The organism is Neorhizobium tunisiense (genome assembly GCF_039631515.1).
In the GTDB taxonomy this organism is placed as follows: domain Bacteria; phylum Pseudomonadota; class Alphaproteobacteria; order Rhizobiales; family Rhizobiaceae; genus Neorhizobium.
In genome coordinates this window covers 1576445-1603023 of sequence record NZ_JBDIUU010000001.1, presented here as the reverse complement: position 1 = coordinate 1603023, position 26579 = coordinate 1576445, and the positions used below count along the sequence as shown (strand labels likewise).

The 26579-nt window shown below is 58.9% G+C and carries 22 protein-coding genes; 20 read left to right on the top strand and 2 right to left on the bottom strand.

All coding sequences use genetic code 11. The features are described from left to right. Positions 1-87: 87 nt before the first annotated feature. A complete protein-coding gene (locus tag ABCW43_RS08395; RefSeq protein ID WP_345922968.1) occupies positions 88-1335 on the bottom strand; it encodes a glycosyltransferase family 2 protein in 1248 nt (415 codons plus the stop codon). Between the two features lie 332 nt (positions 1336-1667). On the opposite strand from ABCW43_RS08395, the gene fliP reads away from it, so the two are divergent. Beyond that, entirely contained in the window at positions 1668-2405 is a 738-nt protein-coding gene (gene fliP / locus ABCW43_RS08390; protein WP_345922965.1) for a flagellar type III secretion system pore protein FliP, read from the top strand. A gap of 61 nt (positions 2406-2466) precedes the next feature. On the opposite strand, the gene ABCW43_RS08385 is transcribed toward fliP, so the two are convergent. Beyond that, complete coding sequence (locus ABCW43_RS08385) at positions 2467-4332, bottom strand: O-linked N-acetylglucosamine transferase, SPINDLY family protein (RefSeq protein ID WP_345922963.1); 1866 nt, start codon at positions 4330-4332, stop codon at positions 2467-2469. A 402-nt stretch (positions 4333-4734) separates the two neighbouring features. Between ABCW43_RS08385 and ABCW43_RS08380 the strand changes: the two genes are divergently transcribed. The 19 genes from ABCW43_RS08380 to flhA all read left to right on the top strand — a co-directional run bounded on the left by ABCW43_RS08380 (position 4735) and on the right by flhA (position 26569). Beyond that, a complete protein-coding gene (locus ABCW43_RS08380) occupies positions 4735-6000 on the top strand; it encodes a flagellin N-terminal helical domain-containing protein (RefSeq protein WP_345922961.1) in 1266 nt (421 codons plus the stop codon). A 255-nt stretch (positions 6001-6255) separates the two neighbouring features. Next, on the top strand, positions 6256-7521 hold the full coding sequence (locus ABCW43_RS08375) for a flagellin N-terminal helical domain-containing protein (protein ID WP_345922959.1): 1266 nt from the start codon (positions 6256-6258) through the stop codon (positions 7519-7521). A 275-nt stretch (positions 7522-7796) separates the two neighbouring features. Further along, entirely contained in the window at positions 7797-9062 is a 1266-nt protein-coding gene (locus ABCW43_RS08370) for a flagellin N-terminal helical domain-containing protein (RefSeq protein ID WP_345922957.1), read from the top strand. A gap of 250 nt (positions 9063-9312) precedes the next feature. After that, on the top strand, positions 9313-10581 hold the full coding sequence (locus ABCW43_RS08365) for a flagellin N-terminal helical domain-containing protein (protein WP_345922955.1): 1269 nt from the start codon (positions 9313-9315) through the stop codon (positions 10579-10581). A gap of 329 nt (positions 10582-10910) precedes the next feature. After that, positions 10911-12200, top strand: a complete 1290-nt coding sequence (locus ABCW43_RS08360) for a flagellin N-terminal helical domain-containing protein (RefSeq protein WP_345922953.1) — start codon at positions 10911-10913, stop codon at positions 12198-12200. 268 nt (positions 12201-12468) lie between these two features. Next, positions 12469-13110 carry a hypothetical protein gene (locus tag ABCW43_RS08355; protein ID WP_345922951.1) on the top strand — a complete coding sequence of 214 codons (642 nt, stop codon included), beginning with the start codon at positions 12469-12471 and terminating at the stop codon, positions 13108-13110. After that, positions 13107-14429 (top strand): MotB family protein, encoded by a 1323-nt coding sequence (locus tag ABCW43_RS08350; RefSeq protein WP_345922949.1) that lies wholly within the window; start codon positions 13107-13109, stop codon positions 14427-14429. The genes ABCW43_RS08355 and ABCW43_RS08350 overlap by 4 nt, the downstream gene beginning before the upstream one ends. Positions 14430-14431: 2 nt before the next feature. Continuing rightward, a complete protein-coding gene (gene motC, locus ABCW43_RS08345; RefSeq protein ID WP_345922947.1) occupies positions 14432-15703 on the top strand; it encodes a chemotaxis protein MotC in 1272 nt (423 codons plus the stop codon). Then, a complete protein-coding gene (gene fliK / locus ABCW43_RS08340) occupies positions 15700-17157 on the top strand; it encodes a flagellar hook-length control protein FliK (protein WP_345922945.1) in 1458 nt (485 codons plus the stop codon). Before motC ends, fliK begins: the two co-directional genes overlap by 4 nt. A gap of 148 nt (positions 17158-17305) precedes the next feature. Continuing rightward, entirely contained in the window at positions 17306-17803 is a 498-nt protein-coding gene (locus ABCW43_RS08335) for a transglycosylase SLT domain-containing protein (protein WP_345922944.1), read from the top strand. Between the two features lie 280 nt (positions 17804-18083). Then, a complete protein-coding gene (gene rem / locus ABCW43_RS08330) occupies positions 18084-18755 on the top strand; it encodes a transcriptional activator Rem (RefSeq protein ID WP_037085198.1) in 672 nt (223 codons plus the stop codon). A gap of 106 nt (positions 18756-18861) precedes the next feature. Then, the gene (locus ABCW43_RS08325; RefSeq protein ID WP_345922943.1) at positions 18862-20157 is read left to right on the top strand and encodes a flagellar hook protein FlgE; all 1296 of its coding nucleotides are present in this window, start codon (positions 18862-18864) and stop codon (positions 20155-20157) included. A 45-nt stretch (positions 20158-20202) separates the two neighbouring features. After that, a complete protein-coding gene (gene flgK / locus ABCW43_RS08320; protein WP_345922942.1) occupies positions 20203-21672 on the top strand; it encodes a flagellar hook-associated protein FlgK in 1470 nt (489 codons plus the stop codon). Positions 21673-21674: 2 nt separating this feature from the next. Continuing rightward, on the top strand, positions 21675-22778 hold the full coding sequence (locus tag ABCW43_RS08315; RefSeq protein WP_345922941.1) for a flagellar hook-associated family protein: 1104 nt from the start codon (positions 21675-21677) through the stop codon (positions 22776-22778). A gap of 35 nt (positions 22779-22813) precedes the next feature. Then, positions 22814-23161 (top strand): flagellar biosynthesis regulator FlaF, encoded by a 348-nt coding sequence (flaF, locus tag ABCW43_RS08310; RefSeq protein ID WP_037085209.1) that lies wholly within the window; start codon positions 22814-22816, stop codon positions 23159-23161. Beyond that, a complete protein-coding gene (flbT, locus tag ABCW43_RS08305) occupies positions 23158-23607 on the top strand; it encodes a flagellar biosynthesis repressor FlbT (RefSeq protein ID WP_345922940.1) in 450 nt (149 codons plus the stop codon). Before flaF ends, flbT begins: the two co-directional genes overlap by 4 nt. Beyond that, positions 23598-24059: a flagellar hook assembly protein FlgD gene (gene flgD / locus ABCW43_RS08300; protein WP_345922939.1), complete on the top strand. Its 462-nt coding sequence runs from the start codon at positions 23598-23600 to the stop codon at positions 24057-24059. The genes flbT and flgD overlap by 10 nt, the downstream gene beginning before the upstream one ends. Positions 24060-24092: 33 nt before the next feature. Beyond that, entirely contained in the window at positions 24093-24359 is a 267-nt protein-coding gene (gene fliQ, locus ABCW43_RS08295) for a flagellar biosynthesis protein FliQ (protein ID WP_037085216.1), read from the top strand. A 122-nt stretch (positions 24360-24481) separates the two neighbouring features. Next, entirely contained in the window at positions 24482-26569 is a 2088-nt protein-coding gene (gene flhA / locus ABCW43_RS08290; RefSeq protein ID WP_345922938.1) for a flagellar biosynthesis protein FlhA, read from the top strand. Positions 26570-26579 lie beyond the last annotated feature (10 nt).

Genomic DNA, 26579 nt, shown 5'->3' with positions numbered 1-26579 from the left:
GTAACTGACGGCTTATCCATTGAACGACCACCGCCAGCAAACCATGCGAATAGGCTTCTCTGGCGATCGGCTAAACGCCTTCATGCGCTAAAGCAAAATGGTCTTGATCAGGTCGTCCTGGGCGAACACGAGGTTGGGCAGATAACCCATCTCAACGAAACGGGCCCGCTCTTCCGGCAAATGCACAAGGATCGCCGTATTCTCGAGCTGCGCGGGCGTAGGTTCCGCCGGCTCGTCGATGATCTCCAGTCGCGAAGGCAACCGTACCCTTTGGAGCCGTTCCTTGAGGGTTACGATGTCCGGGTATCCGGAGATGACGAGATTCTCGATGCCTGCAGTTACCCCCAACTGCCAGGAAAGGGTCTGCAGTGCCGTTGCGAGCAATCCGCCTTCCTTGAAGGACATGACTTCCGGATGCTCGTCGAAGCCTCCGAAGACCATTCTCGTATAGACCTCGTACGCCTTCACGTATTCGCGCATGCCGACGAGCAGTCGCATCGAGACGGCCATTCGCTGTAGCGTGAAGTTTCTGCAGAGATGCTCCTGCGTCGCGCGTTCGTCAGGCGAGGTGCCGACCTTGCCGCGTTTGGATGCGAAGTAGAGGAAGTATTCCAGTCCGCCGCGGTACTGGTCCCATCCGGTTGCTGCGATCTGAGCGCCCCCCTGAACACGATCGCGTTCGACGCCGGATGCGATGACCTGGCGATAGAAGGGCGTTTTGCGGAAGGCGATGTCGCCCTGGTCCAGGAAGTGGGCCAGCATGGGGAAGGGGTAAAAGCAGATGTCCCTGGGAACCCATGAGGACCGGAACGCGCTGGCGCGGTAGATGCCGATTTCAGGGAAGATGTGGCCCCGGAACATGTAGTTGAAAACTTCGGCGAAGCTTTTCTGCGGAAAAACCTTGTCTTCGTTGACCGTGTAGAACAGTCCGCCCTCGACTTCGTTGATGCCGTCATACATTGCCCATGGCGCATGGACGACCGTGATGTTGGGGTTTTCGTCGAGATACGCGACGATATTGGCGACTTCCTGCGGGATGAGGCGATCGTCATCGGCGAGGTAGAGCATGTATTCGCCACGCCCCAGCCGCAGGGCGCTGTTCATGTTGGGGATCATCCCCACATTCTCGGCGCTCCTGACGTAACGGATCGGCATTCCCCGCTCGATGAATTCCTTGGCGACCGCGCCGGTATTGTCGGTCGAGGCGTTGTCGGAAATGACGATTTCATAGGGGAAATCGAAGCGGAAATCGCGATGGCACCGTTCCAGGCAATCGTGCAGGTGTTTCTCACGGTTGTAAGTCGGGATGCATATGCTGAGTTTGATGTAAGACACCGAATTTCCTCGATCTGATTTGTTCGAAAGCGCAGCGGGCTCGCCGCAAGCAAGGGACACTCAGCGGCGGATGTTCCGAGGCGCTTCCGATCGACGCGAGAGCCAGCATGGGCTTTTCCAGGCTCTGTACGTCCATTAGCTATTCCTGGATTGAGGCTATTCGACCAGACTTGCGCCAAGCTGAATGAAGATCGCGTCGGCAGCCCAGGCATTATGGTTGGGCCAGGCCGGCGTGGCTTTCTGTGTACGAGTACCCGCGCGCGTCCCGCAGGTGTTGACCTGCATTGGTCGGGGTGACTATCGAAGATGACGCAAAGGACCTTCGTGATCGCATGATTCGGCTGATCTACCTGTTCGTCGCTCTGATGGCGGCACCCGGGCTCGCGCTCGCCCAGCAATCGCCGGCGGATCTTCTCAATCTGCCGGTCGATGGTTCCGCAGCGGCGTGGATCATCCGGACTTTCGGGCTGTTGACGGTTCTTTCCGTCGCTCCCGGCATCCTGATCATGGTCACGAGCTTCCCAAGGATCGTAATCGCCTTCTCGATCCTGCGCTCAGGCATGGGCCTCTCGACCGCGCCGTCGAACATGATATTGGTCTCGATGGCGCTGTTCATGACGTTTTACGTCATGTCGCCCACCTTCGACAGGGCGTGGAACGAGGGCGTCCAGCCGCTTCTTCAGAACCGGGTCACCGAGGCGGAGGCAGTTCAGCGGATCGCGGAACCCTTCAGGGTGTTCATGTCGGCCAATACCCGCGACAAGGATCTGCAGCTCTTCGTCGAAATCGCCCGGGAGCGAAACCAGCCGGTCGGCACGCCGCAGGCGATCGACTATCGTATTCTGGTTCCCGCCTTCATGCTCTCGGAAATACGGCGCGGTTTCGAAATCGGCTTCCTGATCATCCTGCCGTTCCTGGTCATCGACATGATCGTCGCCGCAATCACCATGGCGATGGGCATGATGATGCTGCCGCCGACATCGATCTCGTTGCCCTTCAAGATTCTTTTCTTTGTCCTTATCGATGGCTGGAACCTGCTGGTCGGCAGCCTGGTTCGTTCCTTCAATTAACTTTGCAGCAGCGCTGCTGAAATGGAAACGGCGGGGGATCCCCGCCGTTTCCATTCGCATATCAGTTATTGCGTGAGCTGAAGGGGCCTTCCCGCGGCGGAAGGGCCGGAACGCTGAAGTGGTCGGGCTTGATCTTGGCCTTGGCCTTGTCGGCCATCATCGTGTAGGCGGTTTCAAGATGCCGGCAATACCGTTCGGCGTCGAACAGCGGGTGCGTGAAGCGGTTTGCCTCGAGCCTTTTGCGGACCTCTTTGAGCTCCTCGCGGTTGTTGTAGTAGTGGACCGCGCGGCGAACGAAGTCATCCTTGTCCTCGGCAACCATTTCCGGCAGGCCCAGGGCATTCAGCAGGCTTTCGCTGACGCGCGATGCAAAGTTCTTGCCCTTGTGCGTCAGCATCGGAAGCCCGGCCCAGAGCTTTTCGGAGGTCGTGGTATGGCCGTTATAAGGATAGGTATCGAGACCGAGATCGGTCAGGCCGATACGATTGATATAGGCCGCATAGTTGTTGACGCGATCGCCGAACATCAGGCGGCTCTCGGGGATTCCCGCTTCCACAAAGGCCTTGATCAGGTTCTTTCGAGCCCCGAACCGTTCGCGGCAGATCAGGAACAGATAGCTCTCCGGCGTTTCCTTGAGGACGCGGACCCAGAGGTCGATGGTCGCGGGCGTGAACTTCCAGTGGCTGTGGAAGCACGAGAAGATGAAGGCGTCCTGCGGCATATCGCAGAGCGCCCGGTCGATCGGCTGCGGCATCGGGCGGTGGACCGCTTCGTTCGGGAAGAACGTCTCAGGCATCCAGCAGATCTTTTCGTAATAGTGCGGGAAGGAGCTTTCCGGCACCACCGTTTTGTCCGCGATGAGGTAGTCGATGTCGACGTTGACCACGGTGCCCGGATAGCCGAGCCAGGTCGCATGCACCGGTGCGGTCTGGCGGTTCATCACGAATACCCGGTTTTCTGCGGTATGCCCCTGCAGGTCGACCAGGATGTCGATATTCTCGGCCTTGATGGCTTCGGCCGCCTCGTCATCCGTCATGCCCCGTATCCGGACAACCCTGCCCCATTCCTCGCGGATGGCGTTGTTGTCGTTGCGCAGCCGTTCGGCAGGAGCGTTGCAGAAGAGCGTGATGTCGAAACGGCTCTTGTCGTGCGATTCCAATATGCCGCGAAGCGCCTTCATGACGGCGTGTTCCGTCCAAAGGTCGGCAGAGAGATAGCCGACGCGCAATTTATGACCCCAGCGATGCGGCATGTTATGCCTTTTCGAGGCGGCATTTCTGGGCTTCCGTTCTCCCATTCTGGAGCCCGCGATGGCGTTCGTCTTTTCGTCGTCGCACCAGCGTAGATTGAAGAGTGACACCTCGTCGGCGATCGCTTCGAATTCGCCCCTGGCGATTTCCTCGAATTGGATAGGCTCGTATTTGCGGATGATATCGTAATCGAGGGCGTCTCTCATGGCTGAGAGATAGAAATTGCGCACGATCCGATCCTCGGGATCTTTCTCGAAGATCTCCAGGATGCACTTGTTCTCTTCGTCGCTTCGATCCTGGAGCCGGATCGAACGGGCTGCAAGCTGGCGGTGTGTCGGCTCGTCGCTTCGCGCGAGCGTGTTGCGAAATGCCTCGGCGCCTTCCAGTTCCTGGCGCATCAGAGCGCCGGACATCAGGACGGCCATATCCGGATCGGCAATCGCCTCCTTGAGGTTGCGCGCGCCGAGGCGCAGGACGTTAATGTCGTCGTTATTGGAGAAATGAAGCCGCATGGCTTCGCGCGTGTATTTGAGCTTGTGCGGCGATTCCATCTCGCCGGCAATTTGGAAAGCCTGAGCGGCCTCGGTCTTCATCTTGAGCTTCAACAGCGTGGCGCCCAGGAGTGCGTAGTGCCTCGGATCCTTGTGAACATCCAGCAGCTTGTTCAGGATGCCCAATACATCGTGATATTCTTTTTTGTCGAAGTGATTTTGTGCTGCGACGTATTGCCGTTGTATCTTCAGGGGTTTCAAGGCTTCCCGCTCCAGTAAAGTTGTGCCGGCGTCCCGGCAAATCGGCTTCACCGCGCATCGTGGCAAGCCAAGCTTGCATGAAGCCGACCTCCCTGAGGCCGCGAGCCGTACACCTTTCGTTAATGATGATGGTCGAACGGCTTTCAAGTCTCCGTGCTGTTTAAAGAACTTAGCAAGGATTTGCTGCGAGATTTGCCCCACACGACGGGTTTGGTGTTCCTTCAGATTGAAGAGACCGAGTTGGCATGATGCCGGACCGAAGTGCCGGTAATATATACAGTCCGGTATGTCCCCCTCCATGTATTTCGTTCAAAGGGACAATCAACTATGGCTAGCATTCTCACCAACGTGTCGGCGATGGCCGCGCTCCAGACGCTGCGCGGCATCAGCAACGACATGGAATCCACCCAGAGCCGCGTTTCTTCCGGCCTGCGCGTCGGTTCTGCTTCCGACAACGCCGCCTATTGGTCGATCGCCACCACCATGCGTTCGGACAAGGGGTCGCTCTCGACGGTTCAGGACGCCCTCGGTCTCGGCGCTGCCAAGGTCGACACTGCCTATTCCGCCATGGAATCGGCCATCGACGTCGTCACCGAAATCAAGAACAAGCTGGTTGCCGCTTCCGAACCGGGCGTCGACAAGTCCAAGGTCCAGGAAGAAATCACCCAGTTGCAGAGCCAGCTGAAGAGCATCGCTTCCTCCGCTTCGTTCTCCGGCGAAAACTGGCTGCAGGCCGAAATCGGCGGCACTCAGAACGCCACCACCGGCATCATGCAGGCCGGCACTGAGATCACCAAGCAGCTCATCGGTTCGTTTGTTCGTGACAGCGACGGCAACGTCTCGGTCAAGTCCGTCAACGTCGTCCTCGACGAAACCAACGTCCTGTTCGACTTGAGCGGTGGCCGCGGCGGTCTTCTCGACCAGAACGCCCTCAACGGTTTCCGCGCCATCAACTTCGACGACGGCACGACGAACCACAAGGAATACTTCGGCAAGATCAACACCTCGGCGATCTACGCAACCAACGCTGTCTGGAAGGACATCGGCGGCGGCGTGTTCATGAAGGGCGACACCAACGGCGTCTACTCTTCGGGCTCCAACGGTACCTACATGATCAAGGTTGGCGGCGCTTACATCGACGCAGTCTACACCACCAAGGGCTACGACTTCTCGGCTGGTGCGACGGCAACCGCAGGCATCAAGTACGGAGCGGACATCTCGGTTTCCGACCTCGACATCACCAAGCTCGAAGACTACCGCGACTCCAGCGGTGTCAGCTATCTCGGCCTGGGTACCAAAGCCAGCGATGAGGATCTCATGCAGGCACTGACCTCGTTCGTCGACGGTCAGCTGGAAGCAATGGGCAGTGCAGCAGCCAAGCTCGGTGCGGTCTCCAAGCGCATCGACATGCAGTCGGACTTCGTCTCCAAGCTCACCGACTCGATCGACAAGGGTGTCGGCCGTTTGGTTGATGCGGACATGAACGAGGAGTCGACCAAGCTCAAGGCACTGCAGACCCAGCAGCAGCTGGCGATCCAGTCGCTCTCGATTGCAAACTCGGACTCGCAGAACATCCTGTCGCTGTTCCGTTAATCGAACCAGGGAAAATGGCGCGGCGGTTGACCGCGCCATCGACCTTCAAAAAGGGCCGCGTCCGAATTCGGACGCGGCCTTTTTTATTCCATGGCTCGCTTCAATGTTCCTTAATCATATTGCTGCATTCTTTGGCCATCGAAACGGTGAGTTAACCAAGAAAATTAAATGGTTAACAAGCATGATGCTGACCGCTGTTCCCGGTGATGTCCGGAATGTCCCTTCCTACAATTAGCCATTCAAGGGGCAATCAATATGACTAGCATTCTCACCAACGTTGCAGCCATGGCTGCTCTCCAGACGCTGCGCGGCATCGGCAGCGACATGGAATCCACGCAGAGCCGCGTTTCGTCGGGCCTGCGCGTCGGCACCGCTTCCGACAACGCCGCCTACTGGTCGATCGCGACCACCATGCGTTCCGACAAGGGCGCGCTCTCGACGGTCCAGGACGCTCTCGGTCTCGGCGCCGCCAAGGTCGATACCGCCTATTCCGCCATGGAATCGGCCATCGACGTCGTCACCGAAATCAAGAACAAGCTGGTTGCCGCTTCCGAACCGGGCGTCGACAAGTCCAAGGTCCAGGAAGAAATCACCCAGCTGCAGAGCCAGCTGAAGAGCATCGCTTCCTCCGCTTCGTTCTCCGGCGAAAACTGGCTGCAGGCCGAAATCGGCGGCTCGCAGAGCGCGACCACCGGCATCATCTATGCTTCCAGCGAGATCAACAAGCAGCTCGTCGGTTCGTTCATCCGCGATGCCGACGGCAACGTCTCGGTCAAGACCATCAATGTGCTCCTCGACGAACAGAACGTCCTGTTCGACTTGAGCGGCGGTCATGGCGGCCTGCTCGACAGCAACGCTCTCAACGGTTTCCGCGCCATCAAATTCGATGACGGCACGACGAACCAGAAGGAATACTTCGGCAAGATCAACACGTCTGCCTACTACGCAACCAACGCTGTCTGGAAGGACATCGGAGGCGGCGTGTTCATGAAGGGCGACACCAACGGCGTCTACTCTTCGGGCTCCAACGGTACCTACATGATCAAGGTTGGCGGCGCTTACATCGACGCAGTCTACACCACCAAGGGCTATGACTTCTCGGCTGGTGCGACGGCAACCGCAGGCATCAAGTACGGTACGGACATCTCGGTTTCCGACCTCGACATCACCAAGCTCGAAGACTACCGCGACTCCAGCGGTGTCAGCTATCTCGGCCTGGGTACCAGAGCCAGCGACGAAGACCTCATGGCGGCATTGACCTCGTTCGTCGACGGTCAGCTGGAATCGATGAACAGCGCGGCTTCCAAGCTCGGCGCCGTCTCGAAGCGCCTTGAAATGCAGTCCGACTTCGTCTCCAACCTGACGGACTCGATCGACAAGGGTGTCGGCCGACTGGTGGATGCGGACATGAACGAAGAGTCGACCAAGCTCAAGGCACTGCAGACCCAGCAGCAGCTGGCGATCCAGTCGCTCTCGATTGCAAACTCGGACTCGCAGAACATCCTGTCGCTGTTCCGTTAATCGAACCAGGGAAAATGGCGCGGAGGCTGACCACGCCATGGACTTAAAAAAGGGCCGCGTCCGAATTCGGGCGCGGCTTTTTCAATTTCCTAATCGCTTTTCTCAATTTCCCGATCGGCTTCAATATTCATTAACCATATTGCGGTTACCTAACAGCATCGAAACAGTGAGTTAACCAAGAAAATTAAATGGTTAACAAGCATGATGCTGACCGCTGTTCCCGGTGAAATCCGGAATGTCCCTTTTCGTAATCAGCCACTCAAGGGGCACCTAAAATGACAAGCATTCTCACCAACATTGCAGCCATGTCTGCTCTGCAGACACTGCGCGGCATCGCATCGGACATGGAATCCACCCAGAGCCGCGTTTCGTCGGGCCTGCGCGTCGGCACTGCGTCCGACAACGCCGCCTACTGGTCGATCGCGACCACCATGCGTTCCGACAACGGCGCGCTTTCTGCAGTTCAGGACGCTCTCGGTCTCGGCGCCGCCAAGGTTGATACCGCCTATTCCGCCATGGAATCGGCCATCGACGTCGTCACCGAAATCAAGAACAAGCTGGTTGCCGCTTCCGAACCGGGCGTCGACAAGTCCAAGGTCCAGGAAGAAATCACCCAGCTGCAGAGCCAGCTGAAGAGCATCGCTTCCTCCGCTTCGTTCTCCGGCGAAAACTGGCTGCAGGCCGAAATCGGCGGCTCGCAGAGCGCCACCACCGGCATCATCTATGCTTCCAGCGAACTTACCAAGCAGCTCGTCGGTTCGTTCATCCGCGATGCCGACGGCAATGTCACGGTCAAGTCCATCAACGTTGTCCTCGACGAAACCAACGTCCTGTTCGACTTGAGCGGCGGCCGCGGCGGTCTTCTCGACGCCAACGCTCTCAACGGTTTCCGCGCCATCAAGTACGACGACGGCACGACGAACCAGAAGGAATACTTCGGCAAGATCAATACTGCGGCGTATTATGCGACCAACTCCGTCTGGAAGGACATCGGCGGCGGCGTCTTCATGCGCGGCGATACCAACGGTGTCTATTCTTCGGGCTCCAACGGCACCTACATGATCAAGGTTGGCGGCGCTTACATCGACGCAATCTACACGACCAAGGGTTACGACTTCTCGGCTGGTGCAACTGCAACGGCTGGCATCAAGTACTCTTCGGACATCTCGGTTTCCGACCTCGACATCACCAAGCTCGAAGACTACCGCGACTCCAGCGGTGTCAGCTATCTCGGCCTCGGCACCAGAGCCAGCGATGAAGATATCATGGCGGCATTGACCTCGTTCGTCGACGGTCAGCTGGAATCGATGAACAGTGGAGCGGCCAAGCTCGGCGCCGTCGCGAAGCGGCTGGAGATGCAGTCGGACTTCGTCTCCAAGCTCACCGACTCGATCGACAAGGGTGTCGGCCGGTTGGTTGATGCGGACATGAACGAGGAGTCGACTAGGCTCAAGGCACTGCAGACCCAGCAGCAGCTGGCGATCCAGTCGCTCTCGATTGCCAACTCCGACTCGCAGAACATCCTGTCGCTCTTCCGTTAACAAGACGCGTCATATCGCACAAAGAAGCCGTGCCCTTCCGGGGCGCGGCTTTTTTTATGTCCCGGTAGTTTTTGTTAACTTTCCTAAATTCCATTTAACCTTTGTTAACCATTTCCACCTTAACTGAGCTCATCGAAACGATGGGTTAACCAAGACGAAGAAAAGGTTAACAGGCATCAGGCCAAGCCAACGTTCACCGGTGTAATCCCGGAAATGTCCCTTCCATCTAGCCAATCAAGGGGCAAATCAGATGACCAGCATTCTTACCAATATCGCAGCCATGGCTGCTCTCCAGACTCTGCGCAACATCGACAGCCAGATGCAGACCACCCAGGACCGGGTTTCCTCCGGCCTGCGCGTCGGCACCGCTTCCGACAACGCCGCCTACTGGTCGATCGCGACCACCATGCGTTCCGACAACGGCGCGCTCTCCGCGGTTCAAGACGCCCTCGGTCTCGGCGCCGCCAAGGTTGATACCGCCTATTCCGCAATGGAAAGCGTTGTCGACGTCGTAAAGGAAATCAAGAACAAGCTCGTTACCGCCTCGGAAGCCGGCGTCGACAAGACGAAGATCCAGGCAGAAATCTCGCAGCTGCAGGATCAGTTGAAGAGCATCACGTCTTCTGCTTCGTTCTCCGGTGAAAACTGGCTGCAGGCCGAAGTCGGCGGTGCCTCCAACCCCACCACGGGCGTGATCTATGCGGCCAGCCCGGTCGTCAAGCAGGTTGTAAGCTCGTTCATCCGTGATCCCGATGGCAACGTCGCGGTCAAATCAGTGGATGTCGTTCTGAACGAAACGAACGTCCTGTTCGACTTGAGCGGCGGTCACGGCGGTCTGCTCGACGGCAATTCCTACAATGGCTTCCGGGCGATCAACTATGATGATGGCACGACAAACCACAAGGATTACTTCGGCAAGATCAACACTGCCGCGTTTTATGCAACGGACGCGCTCTGGAAGGATGTCGGCGGCGGCGTCTACATGAAGGGCGACACCAACGGCATCTATACGTCCGGCACCAGCGGAACCTACCTTATCAAGGTCGGCGGCGCCTACATCGACGCGATCTACACCACCAAGGGATACGACTTCTCGGCCGGTGCAACGGCAACCGCAGGCATCAAATACGCCGCCAACATCTCCATCTCCGAACTGGACATCACCAAGCTCGATGACTATCGCAATTCGAACGGTGTCAGCTATCTCGGGATGGGGACCAAGGCCAACGACGCCGATCTCATGGCCGCCCTCAACTCGTTCGTCGATGGTCAGCTCGAAAAGCTCATCAGCGCAACGGCAAAACTCGGGTCGATCAACAAGCGCATCGACATGCAGGAAGCTTTCGTCTCCAAGCTGACCGACTCCATCGACAGCGGCATCGGCCGACTGGTGGATGCCGACATGAGCGAAGAGTCGACCAGGCTCAAGGCCCTGCAGACCCAGCAGCAACTCGCGATCCAGTCGCTCTCGATCGCCAATACCAGTTCCGAGAATATTCTGTCGCTCTTCCGTCAGTAAGCGGCGCTCTAGGCTAGGAGCGGTTTCGTCCTGCTCTGCTGGCGTGATAGCAAATATTCCGGAAAGAAGACCGCGTTTCGAAAGAGGCGCGGTTTTTCGCGTTTGGCACGTGGCTTGCGCGAAACCTGCACGGTTGTCGGATAGGCCGTTAAGACTTCATTAACTTCTTGCCAATCCTCAACCGGGTTTGATAACTGTCGATTTAACGATTTGTTAAGAACGACAGACCGCCCGCATCTGTGATGCTCATGTGGCGGTACGCATGATGCCTCTCGTCGTTTCCGGTGAAGTACTCCGGATTTCCAGACCATTTGACCGAGGCACGGCCGATGACCAGCATCCTGACCAATCCCGCCGCTATGGCTGCCCTGCAGACGTTGCGCTCGATCGACCGCAACATGGAGATTACTCAGGCGCGGGTTTCCTCGGGCATGCGTGTCCAGACGGCCGCGGACAATGCAGCCTACTGGTCGATCGCAACCACGATGCGTTCCGACAATCATGCGCTCTCGACCATCCAGGACGCGCTCGGCCTCGGCGCCGCCAAGGTGGACACCGCCTACACGGCGATGGAAAGTGCGATCGACACCGTCGTCGAAATCAAATCCAAGATCGTTGCGGCTTACGGCGTCGGCTCCAATCGCGGCAAGATCCAGGAAGAAATCGCCCAGCTGCAGGAACAGCTGAAGAGCATCTCGGACTCGGCGACCTTCTCCGGCGAGAACTGGCTTCAGGACTATATCAGCGACGGCGGTACCAACGCTCAGGAAAAGCCGGTCGTCAAACAGGTGGTTGCGTCGTTCACCCGCACGGCCTCCGGTGAGGTCGCGGTCAAGACCGTCGACTATACGCTTGATTCCAAGACGGTCCTTTTCGACCTCAACGGCGGCAATCTCGGCATCTTGGACTCGTCCGTGAAGTTCGTTGCCGAGAGCGAAGTCGCGGTGGATATGACCACTTCCAACGGCACGATGGGTTCAACAAACGCGTCCTACGCCGTCTCGGTTCTCGCCGAAAGCCAATTGATGGCGCTGGGACCGGATACGAATACAGCCGACACGAGCATCTACGCAGTCGGCGGCAATTTTTATCTGAAGGTCGGGGAAGGCAAGTGGGCGCAGGTGACGACGACCGATCCGGCTACGGCACCGGCGGTAACGACCCCTGCTCACGACGACGGCACGACCAAATATTATTTCGTCGTGACCGCTGGTAACAATCTCAACAACCGAAAACTTGGGATATCGGTCACCACGGTCGACATCAACAAGCTGAACGACCTCGCCTTAAAGATGAACACGATGGTCCCAGGCTCGGCGCCGAACACTGACGCGGTGCTTGATATGATGGAGCGTTTCCTCGACAAACAGCTTCTGGCGATGACCAGTGCCGCTTCGAGCCTGGGCTCGATCCAGAAGCGCATCGATCTGCAGGAAAGCTTCGTCGCCTCCTTGACCGACGTGATCGACAAGGGTGTCGGCCGACTGGTCGATGCGGACATGAACGAGGAGTCGACACGGTTGAAGGCACTGCAGACCCAGCAGCAGCTCGGCATCCAGTCGCTCCAGATCGCCAACACCAACGCCGAAAACATCCTGCAGTTGTTCCGGCAGGGGTAAGACTGCGGGGCGCCGGTCACACGGCCGCCGCCTGATGCTCGGTCGAACCTGTCTGCGAGGTTCGATGCAATGCGGTATCTTCATCCTCGCGCAAGTTTAACTTCCTACCGTTCCGCTAAGGTCCGGCGAAGTGTCTTGTGTCGCCGGGGACAAACGAATGGCAACCTTGTCGGGATGATACGATGATTGCAGCGGTGACGATTTGCGCTTTCGGGAGGCCTATGACGAGCCTCGAACGAAAGGCGACGGCAGGGCAGGGGGACGCTCGATGAGTGCTTCGCTTGCCTTCTACCTGAAGGATTTCAGCGAGCCGCAGGCCCCGTTGTCGCCCTTGCTGGCCGATGGTTTCGGCGACGGCCTCGAAGACGATATGGCATTTCCCACTGTGGTTGAGGAGCCTGTCGATATCGAAGCCGAACGCGCCGAGGCCTATGCGAAAGGCCATGACGCGGCGTCCGAGGAGCTTCAACAGCGTTTTGATGAAGAACGCCGGGCGCTTCTGGCAGCGCATGCGGAAGAGATGGCGGCGCTTCGCGAAAAATATGAAACCGAAGCGGCCGCGATGATCGCGACCGGACTTCAGGACATTGCCGGATTGACGGCCCAGGCGGTCAGCGATCAGACGGCGAGGATCCTGTCGCCTCTTCTCGACGAAGCGCTTGTCGCCAAGGCGGTATCAGACATGGCGGATATCATCCGCAGCGCGATGCTCGAGGGTGACGTTGGAACGTTGACCGTCCGCGGCCCGCTGCACCTGTTCAAAAAACTGAAAACGGCGCTTGGAGAGCCCACCCCACTCCTGCGCCACATCGAAGCGCCTGACCTCGATATCGCGGTCGATATCGGCGAAGCAGCCCTTGTCACCCGCATGTCTGCGTGGCTGGCGAGTCTGAAAAAGGTATTGGGATGAGCGAAGGCGAAAACCATCACCACGGCAAGAACGAGGTCGTCATCGTCAAGCGACATGGCGGCGGACACGACGACGGCGCTCATGGTGGCGCCTGGAAGATTGCCTATGCCGACTTCATGACCGCGATGATGGCGTTTTTCCTCGTCATGTGGCTGGTCAACGCCGCCAACGAGGAGACCAAGGCCTCCATGGCGAGCTATTTTAACCCGATCAAGCTTTCCGACGAGACCCCGGCCTCGAAGGGATTGGAAAAGCCGGTCGATGCGGCCGAGGGTCAGGAAAACGGCGAGAAGTCGAAGGTCAAGGCGGAGGGCAACGTTCAGGGTTCTGCGGCGGCGACCGGCGAGGATATGACCTCGACGTCAGGTGACGAACCCAACTACTCCGAAGCAGACTTCTTCGAAAACCCCTATTCCGTTCTTGCCGAGATCGCTCAGCAAGTGGGCCAGCAGGCCAATGTCAGCGCCAAGGGCGAGGGCGGTGCCAGCGATTCAGGCCCCGCGACCGGTGCCGACGGCGGTCAGGCCTACCGCGACCCCTTCGATCCGGACTTCTGGACCAAGCAGATGCAGATGTCGCACGCCGAAGGCCCCGAGCAGGCCGTGAAGACCACGGCGAGTGACGATCCGCTCGCCCAGATGGGGCAGGCGCCGCAATACCAGCAGGTGCCGAAATCCACTGAGGCCAACACGCAGTTGCAGCAGACCCAAATGGCTGTCGCAATTCCCATTCCGCGTCCTGACCCGACACAGATGGATAAGCCGCAGACGGCCCCGGGCGCGCAGGCGGTGAAGCCGGCCAACCTCAACGGACAAAAGCCGGAAGATGGTGCGAAAGCGGAAGAGCTGGCCGAGTTGAAGGCTGCGGACGAGTTGAAGAAGGAAATCCAGCAGCAGATTTCCGGTATCGCCGGCAAGCTGGCGGAAGGTCTGGTCGTGACGCCTGCGGAAGGCGGTCTGCTGGTGTCGATTTCCGACCAGGCGGATGATCCGATGTTCAATATCGGTTCGGCCGTGCCGCGCCGCGAAATGGTGCTGGCGATGGAAAAGATCGGCCAGATCCTCAAGGATCGAAAGGGCAGCATCGTCCTGCGCGGGCATACGGACGGCCGTCAGTTCAAGGGTACCGAGAACGACAACTGGCGCCTTTCCATGTCCCGTGCTCACAGCGCCTATTACATGCTGGTGCATGGCGGCTTGGCGGAAGATCGCGTCAAGCAGGTTTCCGGCTTCGCCGACAGGCGCCTCCAGGTGCCGGCCGATCCGCTCGCAGCTGGAAACCGGCGTATCGAAATCCTGCTCGAGGCGGACGAGGGATAGTGATGGCTGTGGGCATAAAGTCCTTGATTGCGGCCGGCCTCTTTTTCGGGGTCGCATTCGCCCCTGCGGCATCGGCTCAGGATCGTACGGACCTTGCGCCCTATGCGATGCTTCGCTCCTTGCAATTCGTGCAGGATTCCGTCGTGCTCGGCGATCATTCGGCCGCGGAAATGCAGCGCTTCATGCTGGGGACGATCGACCAGCGCCTGCGGACGGCGGCCCCGTCGATCTTTGAGGATCCGCGCAATGTCGATGCAGCACTGATCTATGCCATGAGCGGTGGCAATCCCGCTACGCTCGAATATCTCGCTTCGCGCGATGTCGCGGGCAATTTCGATAACCGCGTTGCCGACGGGTTGAGAAAATACCTCGGCGGCCGCGGAACTCTGATCGAAAAAAGCCTCAGCGAAATGGCCAAGGAATATCGGGACGAGAAAATCGGTCCCTACCTTTCGCTCGTCAGCGGAAACGTGATGGTCGCCAAGGATCCCAAGGGCGCCTTGGTTTTTTATGACTGGGCGCGCTTGACGGCGCCCGGCACGATCATCGAGGAAGCCGCGCTGCGTCGATCGGTGGCAATCACCGTCGATGCCAATATGGTGGCGCCGGCGCTCTCCTATTCGCGCAAATATGCGCGGCGTTTCATCCATTCGCCCTACGCCAGCCAGTTCGCGGATTTCTTCGTACAGTTGGCCGTCGGTCATTTCGGTGAGATCACGGAGGATGATATCGACGGAGCGCTGGAATTCATGGACGCCGACCGGCGCCGTGAGATTTTCCTGCGCATCGCTCGTTCGGCGGCGATCGCCGGCAAGAACGATCTCGCGCGTCTCGCCTCCGCAAAGGCCGAAGCGCTCGCCAAAAGTCCGACGCCCGAGGCGCTCGCGAAGCTTTATGGTGGGTTTGCCAATATCCCGACGAAGGACATCGGCCAGGCTATCCAGGCGATAGCCGACGTTCCCGAGGCGACGCTTTCGCCGCGTGACCGCGCTTTGAGGCAGGCTGCAAAAGTGGTGGCGGAGCAAGTTGTTAGCCGGCCTAAGGTCGACAGCCTCGCACAAGATAAAGCTATCAAAGTGACTAATACAGAAGACGCGAAATCTCCAGTCGCGTTGCCCAGGAATGAGATCGCTGGGCCTGCCTCCGCCACGGAAAGTCCGATGGCCGGCACCGCTGCCAAATTCGATCCGGCCTTCCAGACATTCGTCGATAGCGGTCGTTCGAAATTGAGTGCTATCGACGAAATGCTGAAGGAGGAGAACGCTTCCAAATGATTACTGACATTCTTGGTGGTGGTAAGACTGGCGCAGCCGACGCGGCTTCGTCCACGAAGCAGGGCGTTGCCGGTCGCAAAGGCGCTGACGGTTCCGCTGGCGGCTTCTCCGACGCTCTTTCCGGTTTTGACCGCGATGCGCTCCCGAACAATGCCGACGACCTACCGGATGAGGACGCCCGCGCGTCTTCTGCGGAAGAGCGCATGGCTGGCGACGTGAAGCAGGGCAAGCCGAAGCCGATCATCGACATCAAGCCGCAATCCCTCCGCCGCCCGATCGAGGAGACGGAAGAGACCGCCGGCACCCTGAAGCAGGCGCTGGCGAACGAGCCCAAAGAAAAGCAGATGACTCCGGCTGAGAGGAAGCTCCGCGAAGCCCTTGAGGCCGCGAAAGCCGTCGCGCGGAAGTCGGACGATGTTCAGGGCAAGCGCGCTGCCAGACCCGAAAAGGACGCGGAGGTCGAGACGGAGGGCAACGACGGACTTGATGTCTCCATGCTTGCCGCAGACGACGCCAAGATCACCGACATGCTCTCGCTTTTGACGAGCGGCGAAGCGACCGGCGCTATCAACGCGATGGTGTCGAAGAATGCGCCTGGACAGCAGAACAAGCGAGCCAGGGGCCAGGATGACGATGGGCGTGAGGTCGATGCCCTTGCCCTGAAGGATGCCAAGCACGCAGGCTCCGGCGACGCGGATCCGCTTTCGACGCCCGTGGATGCGGATAAGAGCGCTCCCGGCACGCGTGTCTTCCGTTTCAGCAACGCGCGTAACGACCAGCATGTCGACATGGCTGTCGGCGGTCGGGGCGAGCGCAGCACGGCGGAATTCAGATCGTCGTCGGGCGGTGCCGCCGAAAACGTCACCGTGCTCGATGCACGCCGCTTCCTCGGGCTCGCGCCGAATTCGAACGGCGCCAATCTCACGGCGATGCTGTCGGGAGATTCTGATTGGGCGGGCGCAATGAGCCCGAGTTCGGCGCTTTCGAACGCAGCATCGCAGAGCAGCACCGGCACGGTGGTGAATACGCTGAAGCTGCAGTTGAACCCGCACGATCTCGGCGCGGTGACGGCCACGCTGCGGCTTCACGGCGAAGAACTCAATGTTCATCTGACCGTCGAAACCCGCGCGGCTTATCGTCAGCTCAGCGAAGACAGCGGCGGCATTCTGGATGCGCTGCGTGCCCAGGGCTTCGCGGTCGACCAGGTGACCATCAGCATCGCGCCGACGGCGGATTCTGACGGCACCAGCAGCCAGCAGGGGCAGTCCGGCCAGGCAGGCCAGCAGGCCATGGCTGAAGGCGGGCGTCAGGGCCAGGCCGCCGGCCGTGGCCAGCAGCAGAATGGGGAGCGACAGGCCGCAGATCAGGGAACGAGGAACGCACATGACGCGGCATCGGACAATGTTGCTGGCACCGCTCCTGGTGGCTCTCGTCCTGGTCAGCTCTACCTCTGACGCCGGCGCCGGATCGCTCTTCAGTTCTGGAGGTTGGGGGGGGCAGCAAGGTGCCGCTGCGCCCGCTGCACCTCCCGGCAGGGCTCCGGCAACACCACGCACGCCTGTCAGAGCACCCGCCTACAGCGCTCCGAAGGTCAGTGCGCCTTTGAGTTCCGGCGTCTGCGAGCGGGAAATACAGGCCGCTGCGGCGAGATACGGCGTACCGGAAGGCATTCTCTATTCGGTCGGTCTCACCGAGACCGGCCGCAAGGGCAGCCTCAGCGCCTATGCCATGAATGTCGAGGGCAAAGCCTATTTTCCGCCCTCGCAGCAGGCGGCGATGACAACCTTTTACGACGCCAAACGGCAGGGCAGGAAGCTCATCGATATCGGCTGCATGCAGATTAATCACCACTTCCACGGTGAGAATTTTTCCTCGCCGGAAGAGATGTTCGACCCGAAACGCAATGTGGAATACGCGGCAAAGTTCCTCCGGAACCTGCACGACAAACACGAGACCTGGACGATGGCCGTGGCACGATACCACGCCGGACCGAACAACAATCCCGCTCAGAAGCAATATGTCTGCCGGGTGATCAGCAATCTCGTCGCCACCGGCTACGGAGAGTGGACTTCCAACGCTTCCCGGTTCTGCACCGGATGAGCAATCCAAGGTTGAATCGCTAAAATAAAGAATCGCAAAATTGCAGCGATTTGCATTTATGGCAAAAATGGCCATGCAAGTCTTCTTTTACGATGCGTTAATTTTTCCACCGGAAATTTGTGTCCGAAATTGGTGCGCCCACTACATCTAGTGCAAATCGCGGTGCAGTTATTAATCAACTATTAATTTGTTTGGTTAACTTCACACAGCTTGTCTCGGATTCCGCCGATTCGTACCCATAGACATATTGAAGCACCACAAGTGATTCGGAGGCGGACGAATGATCGTAGTGGTTGATGAGCGTGAGCTCGTGAAAGACGGTTACACATCTCTTTTTGGACGTGAAGGAATTCCTTCCCAGGGGTTCGATCCAAAAGAATTTGGCGAATGGGTGAGTACGGCGGCTGACTCGGATATTGCCGCGGTCGAGGCCTTCCTGATCGGCCAGGGCGAGCGTACGCTCGAACTGCCGCGGGCCATCCGGGACCGGTCCATGGCACCGGTGATCGCAGTCAGCGATCAGCCCTCCCTGGAGGCGACCCTCGCCTTCTTCGACAGCGGCGTGGACGACGTGGTGCGCAAGCCCATCCATCCCCGCGAGATCCTGGCGCGTGCCGCTGCGATCCGTCGCCGGCTGAAGGCGATCTCGAATTTCACCGACATCGGTTCGATCCGGGTGTTCTCCGACGGTCGCGATCCCGAAATCGACGGCGATGTCTTCGCGCTGCCGCGCCGTGAGCGCCGCATCCTCGAATACCTGGTCTCCAACCGCGGTCGTCGCGTTTCCAAGACCCAGATCTTCAATGCCATCTACGGCATCTTCGACGAAGAAGTCGAAGAGAACGTCGTCGAAAGCCATATCAGCAAGCTGCGCAAGAAGCTGCGCAAGAAGCTCGGCTTCGATCCGGTCGATTCCAAGCGTTTCCTTGGTTATTGCATCGACTGGAACTGATTTTTTAACAGGGCCTTGCCGCAAATTTTCGGCGGGAACCGTGGGCAGACAGCTTCACGCAAGGCCCGCCACTTACTCTCTCCATCAGACAAAAAGGAGATTTCCTATGAGTATTTTCGGCACGATGAAAACGGCCGTCTCGGGCATGAACGCTCAGGCAAACCGTCTCGGTACCGTTGGCGATAACATCGCGAATTCGAGCACCGTCGGTTACAAGCGTTCTTCCACGGCGTTCTCCACGCTGGTTCTGCCCTCGACTCAAGGGTCGTATTCTTCCGGTGGTGTCGAAACCAATGTTCGCTACAGCATCGCGGAACAGGGCGGCATTCAGTACACTACGTCGTCGACGGACCTTGCCATCCAAGGCGAAGGCTTCTTCATCGTCAGCGATCCGAACGGTACTCCTTACCTGACCCGCGCCGGCGCCTTCGTGAAGGATGCGACGGGCTTCCTCAAGAACACCGCCGGTTTCAACCTGATGGGTTATCCCTACGGCTCGAACCCGCCGGCAGCCGTCGTCAACGGCTTCAACGGTCTCGAGGAAATCAACATCAACGACTTCGGCATGGTGTCCTCGCCGTCGACGGCAGGCAGCTTCCCGGCCAACCTGGACAAGGGAGCGGCTGTGGTTCCGCTTGCTAACCGTCCGAGCGCCAACGCGCTGACAGGCACCGTCGTCACCAACAAGAGCTCGTTGACCGCTTACGATCATGCCGGTGCTAAGGTGCTCTATGATTTCTACTACACCAAGGCAACTGCTAGCCCTGATACATGGGAAGTTTCGGTCTATCGCCAGGATCAGGCGACCAACGGCGGTTTCCCCTACACTGCTACGGCGCCCAATGTTCTTGTGCAGCAGACGGTAACGCTTGCTTTTGATCCGAACACCAATAAGTTGACGGCAGCCTCCCCGAAGGCGATTACCTTCACCGATCCGAACGACGGTGCTACTCCTGCACAATCGATCACGATCGACCTCTCGGATATGACGCAGTTCGCTGCCGCCTTTACCCCGGGCAAGGGCATCATCGACGGCAATGCGCCGAGCCCGATCACCGACGTCGAAATCGGTGGTGACGGCGTGGTCACGGCGGTCTATCAGGATGGCGGGCGTCGTCCGATCTACCAGGTAGCCCTCGCAACGGTTCCAAGCATCGACAAGCTGCTTCCGCAGAACGGTAACGCCTACCTGCCGACCAACGACTCGGGCGTCGTCACCATCGGCTTCCCGCAGGCCGGCGCCTTCGGCCAGATCTATTCCGGCGCGCTTGAAAGCTCCAACGTCGATATCGCCAGCGAACTGACGGAAATGATCGAATCGCAGCGTGTCTACACCGCGAACTCCAAGGTCTTCCAGACCGGTTCGGACCTGATGGACGTCCTGATCAATCTGAAGAGATAATCGGACCGACGATCGAGAGAATAAGTCTCAAGAGGTTAGTAAAAAATGTCGCTCGCATCAGCATTGTCTACGGCACAGTCGATCTTCACCAACTCCGGCACGCAGTCGGCTGTATCGGCGAAGAACATCGCTAATGCACAGAACCCCGATTACACCCGCCGATCCGCAATGGTCGTGACCGGCGGCAACGGGGCCATAATCGGCGACATTACACGATCCCACAGCGAGCCGCTGTTGCGCCAGACGATTGCAAGCTCGTCGATCGCAAGCGGCCAGCGGACGGTGCTGGACGGCCTGCAGGAAATCAAGAACCTGATGGGGGGGAACGACAACGAGCTCTCTCCCGCCAAGCTGATCGCCGCCTTCCGCAACAATCTTGATGCTTTTGCCGGAAAGGCGAACGATACCGGCATCGGCATTGCCTTCATTTCAAGTGCCCGGGACGTTGCGGCCGGCCTGAACATCGCCTCCGACAAGCTTCAGCAGATCCGCAAGGATGCGGACGATCAGATCAAGCAGAACGTCACCGATCTGAATGCGCTGCTTGCGAAGTTCGAGACTGTCAACAACCAGGTTAAGAACGCGGTCTCCAGCGGCACGGATCCGAACGACTCCCTTGATGAGCGCGACGGCCTCGTCAAGAAAATCTCCGAAATCGTCGGGGTCACGTCCTATACCCGCGGCGGCAACGACATGGTGCTCTACACCACGGACGGCACGACGCTGTTCGAGGCGGTACCGCGCAAGGTGACCTTCCAGCAGACCGCAGCCTTCGACGCATCGACGACCGGCAGCGGCGTCTATATCGACGGCGTGGCGCTCAAGGCCGGGGATTCGGGCAACACGACCGCCAAGGGCTCGCTCCAGGCCCACATGCAGATCCGCGACAAGATCGCACCGACGTTCCAGAGCCAGCTCGACGAAATCGCTCGAGGTCTGATCACCTCGTTCGCGGAAACCGGCCCGACCGGCGCACTGCTCCCGCAGACCGGTCTCTTCACGTACAAGGATGGCGCCGGTGTGCAGCAGACGGCCATTCCCGCGGCCGGCACGATCGTTCCGGGCCTCGCCTCGAAGATCTTCGTCAACCCGGTAGTGGTCCCCCCGGCGGGCACGCCCGACAAGGTGCGCGACGGCGGCATCAATGGTGCGGCCTACATCGTGAACACCGGCGGTAGCAGCTACGGGGATCTCCTCGACAAGTACAACCAAAACCTGACCGGCCCGATGGTCTTCGATACGGACACGGAAATCGCCGATGCGCCGGACGTCCTCTCTTTTGCCGCCGATTCCATGGGCTGGCTCGAGCAGCTTCGCAGCACGGCGACTGCTGCCGACGAGACGAAGACGGCCATGTTGTCGCGCAGTCTGGAAGCGTTTTCCAGCAACACGGGCGTCAGCCTCGACGAAGAACTGTCGCTGCTTCTCGATATCGAGCAGTCCTACAAGGCGGGAGCCAAGCTCATGTCGACGGTCGACGATATGATGAAAGCCCTTTTGGATATTGCGAGCTGATCATGAAGACCTCTTTCATTTCCACATTGTCAATCCAGACCACGATGCGAAACTCCATCTCGAACGTTCAGCGCGAGATGGTGAAGGCGAACCAGGAGGCGGTGAGCCAGAAACATGCCGATCTCGGCGTCACGCTTGGCGCCAACACCTCGCGCGCAATCGATCTTTCCCGCGACATCACCCGTACCGACTCGCTTCTGACCACGGCCGCGCTTGCGACGCAGCGTCTCGAAACCGCCGAGCTCGCGCTCAAGAGCATGAACGAGCAGGGTTTGAAGATTCAGAGCGCGATCCTGACGCTCGGAAGCTCGGCCGACGAGACGAGCCTTTCGACGGCTCGCATGGCCATGTCCGACGCGCTGGACGCATTCACCAACTTTGCAAACACTGCCGTTCAGGGGGAATATATCTTCTCCGGCATCAATTCCGACGTGAAGCCGCTCGATGATTATTTCGCGCCTGGATCGCCGGCCAAGGCCGCAGTCGCTGCCGAGCTTACTCAGTACCTTTCGGATAATGCCATCCCGAGCAAGGAGCAGATGACGCAGGCCCAGATGAACGGCTTCCTGGATGATCTGGAAGCCAAGTTCAATGGTTCTGCGCCGTTGACAAGCCCGCCTCATCCGGCGGCGGTTGCAGGCCAGGATTTCTGGAAGACCTTTTTCTCGGATGCCAGCGACGAGAACATGAAGAGCCGCATCAGCCCGACGGAAGTGGTCGAAAGCTCGACCAATGCCAACAGCCAGGGGATGCGGAACTTCGCTTTCGCGTCGATCATCTCGATGGAATACCTGCAGACCGGGATGGACAAGGACGCCCGTGCAGCCGTGGCCACGCGTACCACCAGCGTCATCAACAAGGCGATGAACAGCGAGGGCAGCATCAACCAGCAGCGGACGTCGGTCGGTATCTATACCGAACGCGTCTCCAAGGCTGAGGAAAGGTTGCGGGCGCAGAAAGACATTCTGACGACCAGCCTCGGATCGATGGAGAACGTCGATCCCGAAGAGGCGGCAACCCGTCTCAACACGATGAAGACGCTCCTCGAAACTGCATATACAGTAACGGCAAAGATACAGCAGCTGAGCCTGGCCAACTTCCTTTGATGAATAAAGGAAGGCTCGTGACGAAGGATACATGAATGTACCAATTTTCATATGCCGAGATCATGGAGGACGGCGTTGCCAACGCCAAGGATCGCGAGCGGCAGGCCCTGGATCGCTCTATCGATCTTCTGATCGCGGCTCGCGATGAGAAGAACTATACGCGCACCACGGTTGAGGCTTTGTTCTATACCCGGCGTGTCTGGATCCGTTTTGTCGAGGATCTGAAGCATCCGGATAACGAGTTGGCCAATGAACTTCGTGCGGATCTGATCTCGATCGCAATCTGGATATTGAAGGAATGCGAAAAGATCAGAAACCGTGAATCGACGAATTTCCAGGGCATTATCGATGTGACCACCATCATCAGGGATGGACTTAAATGAAAAGTACGCTTCGCATCTCTTTGAAATCCGGCGAGCGGATATTCATCAACGGCGCGGTTCTGCGCGTTGATCGCAAGGTCGCGCTGGAATTTCTCAATGACGTCACGTTCCTCCTGGAGAACCATGTTCTTCAGCCGGAAGATGCGACGACGCCGCTTCGGCAGCTCTACTTTATCGCCCAGATGACGCTCATCAACCCCGAGGGCAAGGAACAGTCGACGACGTTGTTCCGCAAGTCGGTGGCCATGCTGCTGACCTGCTTTACCGATGATGAGATGCTGGCGGAACTCAAGCGCATCGACGGCATGGTTGCATCGGGCCGCGCCTTCGACGCTCTGAAGGCAATCCGCGCGCTCTACTCCATCGAGGACCGCATCCTCAACAATCGGGAAATCGCGCCGGCAACTGTCGAGCGGATTCGCAAGGAGATCGCACCGTGGCGGTAGACTCGATCAACACCAACAACCCTTATGCATCGGGCAATGGCAAGGCAGCATCGTCCGACGCGTCGGCCGCAGGCCTGAACTACGACAACTTCCTGCAGCTCCTCATCGCCCAAATGAAGTATCAGGATCCGACCGATCCGATGGACGCGAGCGAGCAGATTGCCCAGCTCGCCACCTTCTCGCAGGTCGAGCAGTCCGTGAAGATGAACTCGAACCTGCAGTCGCTTATCCAGGCGAACTCGTTCTCGCAGGCCGCCGATATGATCGGCAAGTACATCACCAGCGCCGACGACAAGACCACCGGCATGATCAAACAGGTGGAAATCTATTCCGACGGTCTGGTGGCGATCACCGACAAGGGTGATAAGGTTCTCATACAGCCTGGAATCATTCTTTCGAATCAACCTCCGGCGACCACTGCCGACGCCGGTGACCAAGACGACGCGGCATGATGCCGAAACCTTAAAGCAGACGGAACCGGCGCAATGAATGAAGCCGATGCCCTTGATATCATGCAGGCGGCGATCTGGACGATCCTGATCGCCTCCGGTCCCGCGGTCCTTGTGGCGATGGTCGTGGGCGTGCTGATCGCATTTCTCCAGGCTCTGACGCAGATCCAGGAGATGACGCTGACTTTCGTGCCGAAAATCGTCGCCATCATGATCACGATCGGCATTACCGCGCCGTTTATCGGTGGCCAGATCAATCTTTTTGCCAATCTGGTATTCTCGCGGGTGCAATCGGGGTTCTGACCCGGTTGCTGCCCGCCTGTCCTTTTTCATCTACCCACCTTCGCGCAAGCTTCGCCCTTTAGTCAGGACATGAACTGGTAGGAGTATTTCCTGCCGCCATCTCATGAAGAGACGGGGAAGTCATGGCGCAACCACCTTCATTATCCATTCCGAAAGTAGCCCCGAACGGTCGCGACCTCGGATTTGCGGGCGGCATCGTCGCCATCCTCTGCATCCTCTTCCTGCCGATCCCGCCGTTCCTGATCGACCTTGGCCTTGCCTTCTCGATCGCGTTTTCGGTGCTGATCCTGATGGTGGCGCTGTGGATCCAGAGGCCGCTGGACTTCTCGTCCTTCCCGACCATCCTGCTCATCGCCACCATGGTGCGGTTGTCGCTCAACATCGCGACGACGCGAGTGATCCTGTCGCATGGCAACGAGGGCCATGGCGCTGCCGGTAACGTGATCCAGGGCTTTGCGGGCCTGGTCATGTCCGGCGACTTCGTGATCGGCGTGATCGTCTTCATGATCCTCGTCACCGTGAACTTTATCGTCATCACCAAGGGCGCCACCCGTATCGCGGAAGTCGGCGCCCGGTTCACCCTCGACGCCATCCCCGGCAAACAGATGTCGATCGACGCGGATCTTTCCGCCGGCATCATCGACGAGAAGGAAGCCCAGCGCCGGCGTTCCGAGCTGGAAGAGGAAAGCTCCTTCTTCGGTGCCATGGACGGTGCGTCGAAATTCGTTCGCGGCGATGCGATCGCCGGCCTCATCATCACCGCCATCAACATCTTCGGCGGCATCATCATCGGCTATTTCCGCCACGACATGCAGATCGGCGAAGCCGCTGATGTCTTCGTCAAGCTGTCGGTCGGTGACGGTATCGTCACGCAGATCCCGGCCCTCATCGTTTCGCTCGCAGCCGGCCTCCTGGTCACCCGCGGCGGCACCGCCGGCTCCACCGACAAGGCCGTCGTCGATCAGCTGAGCGGCTATCCGCGCGCCCTTTCGATGTCGGCCGGCCTGATGGCGCTTCTGGCAATCGTCCCCGGACTGCCCTTCCTGCCCTTCATGGCGCTCGGCGGCCTGATGGGTTTCGGCGCCTGGCTTGTTCCGCGCCGTATCGAGGCGGAGAACAAGGCTCGTCGCGAAGACGAGGAGCAGAAGGTCGTCCAGACCAAGGAGATGGAGAAGGACTCCGTCAAGTCGGTTCTCAAGACGTCCGAAATCGAGCTCGCTCTCGGCAAGCAGGTGTCCACCCGTCTGCTTGGCGCTCACCAGGAGCTCGCCTTCCGCGTCGGCAAGATGCGCAAGAAGTTCGCGACCCAGTACGGTTTCGTGGTGCCGGAAATCAAGGTTACGGACGACATCTCGATCCAGGAAAAATCCTATCAGATCCGTATCCACGGCACGACCATCGCGTCGAACGCCCTGCGGGTTGGCGACGTCCTCGTGGTCACCGGGTCCGGCCGCAAGCCGAGCATTCCGGGCGACGAGATCCGCGAACCCGCTTTCGGCATGCCGGCGGTGTCGATTCTCGAAACCTTCGCCGAAGACTTGAAGCGTGAAGGCTTCCACCCGATCGACAACGTCTCGGTCGTGCTGACCCACTTGTCGGAAGTCATCCGCAACAACCTGCCGCAGCTTCTCTCCTACAAGGACGTGAAGATCCTGATCGAGCGTCTCGATCCGGAATACAAGAAGCTCGCAGACGAGATCTGCTCGTCGCACATGTCCTATTCCGGCCTGCAGGCGGTGCTGAAGCTTCTGCTCGCCGAGCGCGTTTCGATCCGCAACCTGCATCTCATCCTGGAAGCGGTTGCCGAGCTTGCTCCGCATGTGCGCAAGACGGAGCAGATCGTCGAGCACGTGCGTGTTCGCATGTCGCAGCAGCTCTGCGGCGACCTCGCCGACAACGGAGTGCTGCGCGTACTCCGTCTCGGCAACAAATGGGACATGCTGTTCCACCAGGCGCTCAAGCGCGACGGCAAGGGCGAAGTGGTCGAATTCGACATCGATCCGCGCACGCTCGAAGAGTTCAGCGAACAGGCGACCAAGGTCATTCGCGAATTCATGGACCGCGGCCTGCCGTTCGTGCTCGTCACCTCGCCGGAAACGCGGTCCTACGTCCGCATGATCATCGAGCGGCTGTTCGCGACCCTGCCGGTTCTTTCCCATGTGGAACTCGCCAAGGGCCTCGAAATCAAGATACTGGGCGCCATTTCGTGATAGACTGTCC

Bases quoted from the DNA above. Each gene is read 5' to 3' on its own strand.
- fliQ (WP_037085216.1), top strand. From the start codon at position 24,093: ATGAATGAAGCCGATGCCCTTGATATCATGCAGGCGGCGATCTGGACG.
- ABCW43_RS08375 (WP_345922959.1), top strand. From the start codon at position 6,256: ATGACTAGCATTCTCACCAACGTTGCAGCCATGGCTGCTCTCCAGACG.
- ABCW43_RS08380 (WP_345922961.1), top strand. From the start codon at position 4,735: ATGGCTAGCATTCTCACCAACGTGTCGGCGATGGCCGCGCTCCAGACG.
- fliK (WP_345922945.1), top strand. From the start codon at position 15,700: ATGATTACTGACATTCTTGGTGGTGGTAAGACTGGCGCAGCCGACGCG.
- flgK (WP_345922942.1), top strand. From the start codon at position 20,203: ATGTCGCTCGCATCAGCATTGTCTACGGCACAGTCGATCTTCACCAAC.
- ABCW43_RS08315 (WP_345922941.1), top strand. From the start codon at position 21,675: ATGAAGACCTCTTTCATTTCCACATTGTCAATCCAGACCACGATGCGA.
- flbT (WP_345922940.1), top strand. From the start codon at position 23,158: ATGAAAAGTACGCTTCGCATCTCTTTGAAATCCGGCGAGCGGATATTC.
- ABCW43_RS08360 (WP_345922953.1), top strand. From the start codon at position 10,911: ATGACCAGCATCCTGACCAATCCCGCCGCTATGGCTGCCCTGCAGACG.
- flhA (WP_345922938.1), top strand. From the start codon at position 24,482: ATGGCGCAACCACCTTCATTATCCATTCCGAAAGTAGCCCCGAACGGT.
- ABCW43_RS08365 (WP_345922955.1), top strand. From the start codon at position 9,313: ATGACCAGCATTCTTACCAATATCGCAGCCATGGCTGCTCTCCAGACT.
- ABCW43_RS08355 (WP_345922951.1), top strand. From the start codon at position 12,469: ATGAGTGCTTCGCTTGCCTTCTACCTGAAGGATTTCAGCGAGCCGCAG.
- ABCW43_RS08325 (WP_345922943.1), top strand. From the start codon at position 18,862: ATGAGTATTTTCGGCACGATGAAAACGGCCGTCTCGGGCATGAACGCT.
- motC (WP_345922947.1), top strand. From the start codon at position 14,432: ATGGCTGTGGGCATAAAGTCCTTGATTGCGGCCGGCCTCTTTTTCGGG.
- ABCW43_RS08370 (WP_345922957.1), top strand. From the start codon at position 7,797: ATGACAAGCATTCTCACCAACATTGCAGCCATGTCTGCTCTGCAGACA.
- fliP (WP_345922965.1), top strand. From the start codon at position 1,668: ATGATTCGGCTGATCTACCTGTTCGTCGCTCTGATGGCGGCACCCGGG.
- ABCW43_RS08350 (WP_345922949.1), top strand. From the start codon at position 13,107: ATGAGCGAAGGCGAAAACCATCACCACGGCAAGAACGAGGTCGTCATC.
- rem (WP_037085198.1), top strand. From the start codon at position 18,084: ATGATCGTAGTGGTTGATGAGCGTGAGCTCGTGAAAGACGGTTACACA.
- flaF (WP_037085209.1), top strand. From the start codon at position 22,814: ATGTACCAATTTTCATATGCCGAGATCATGGAGGACGGCGTTGCCAAC.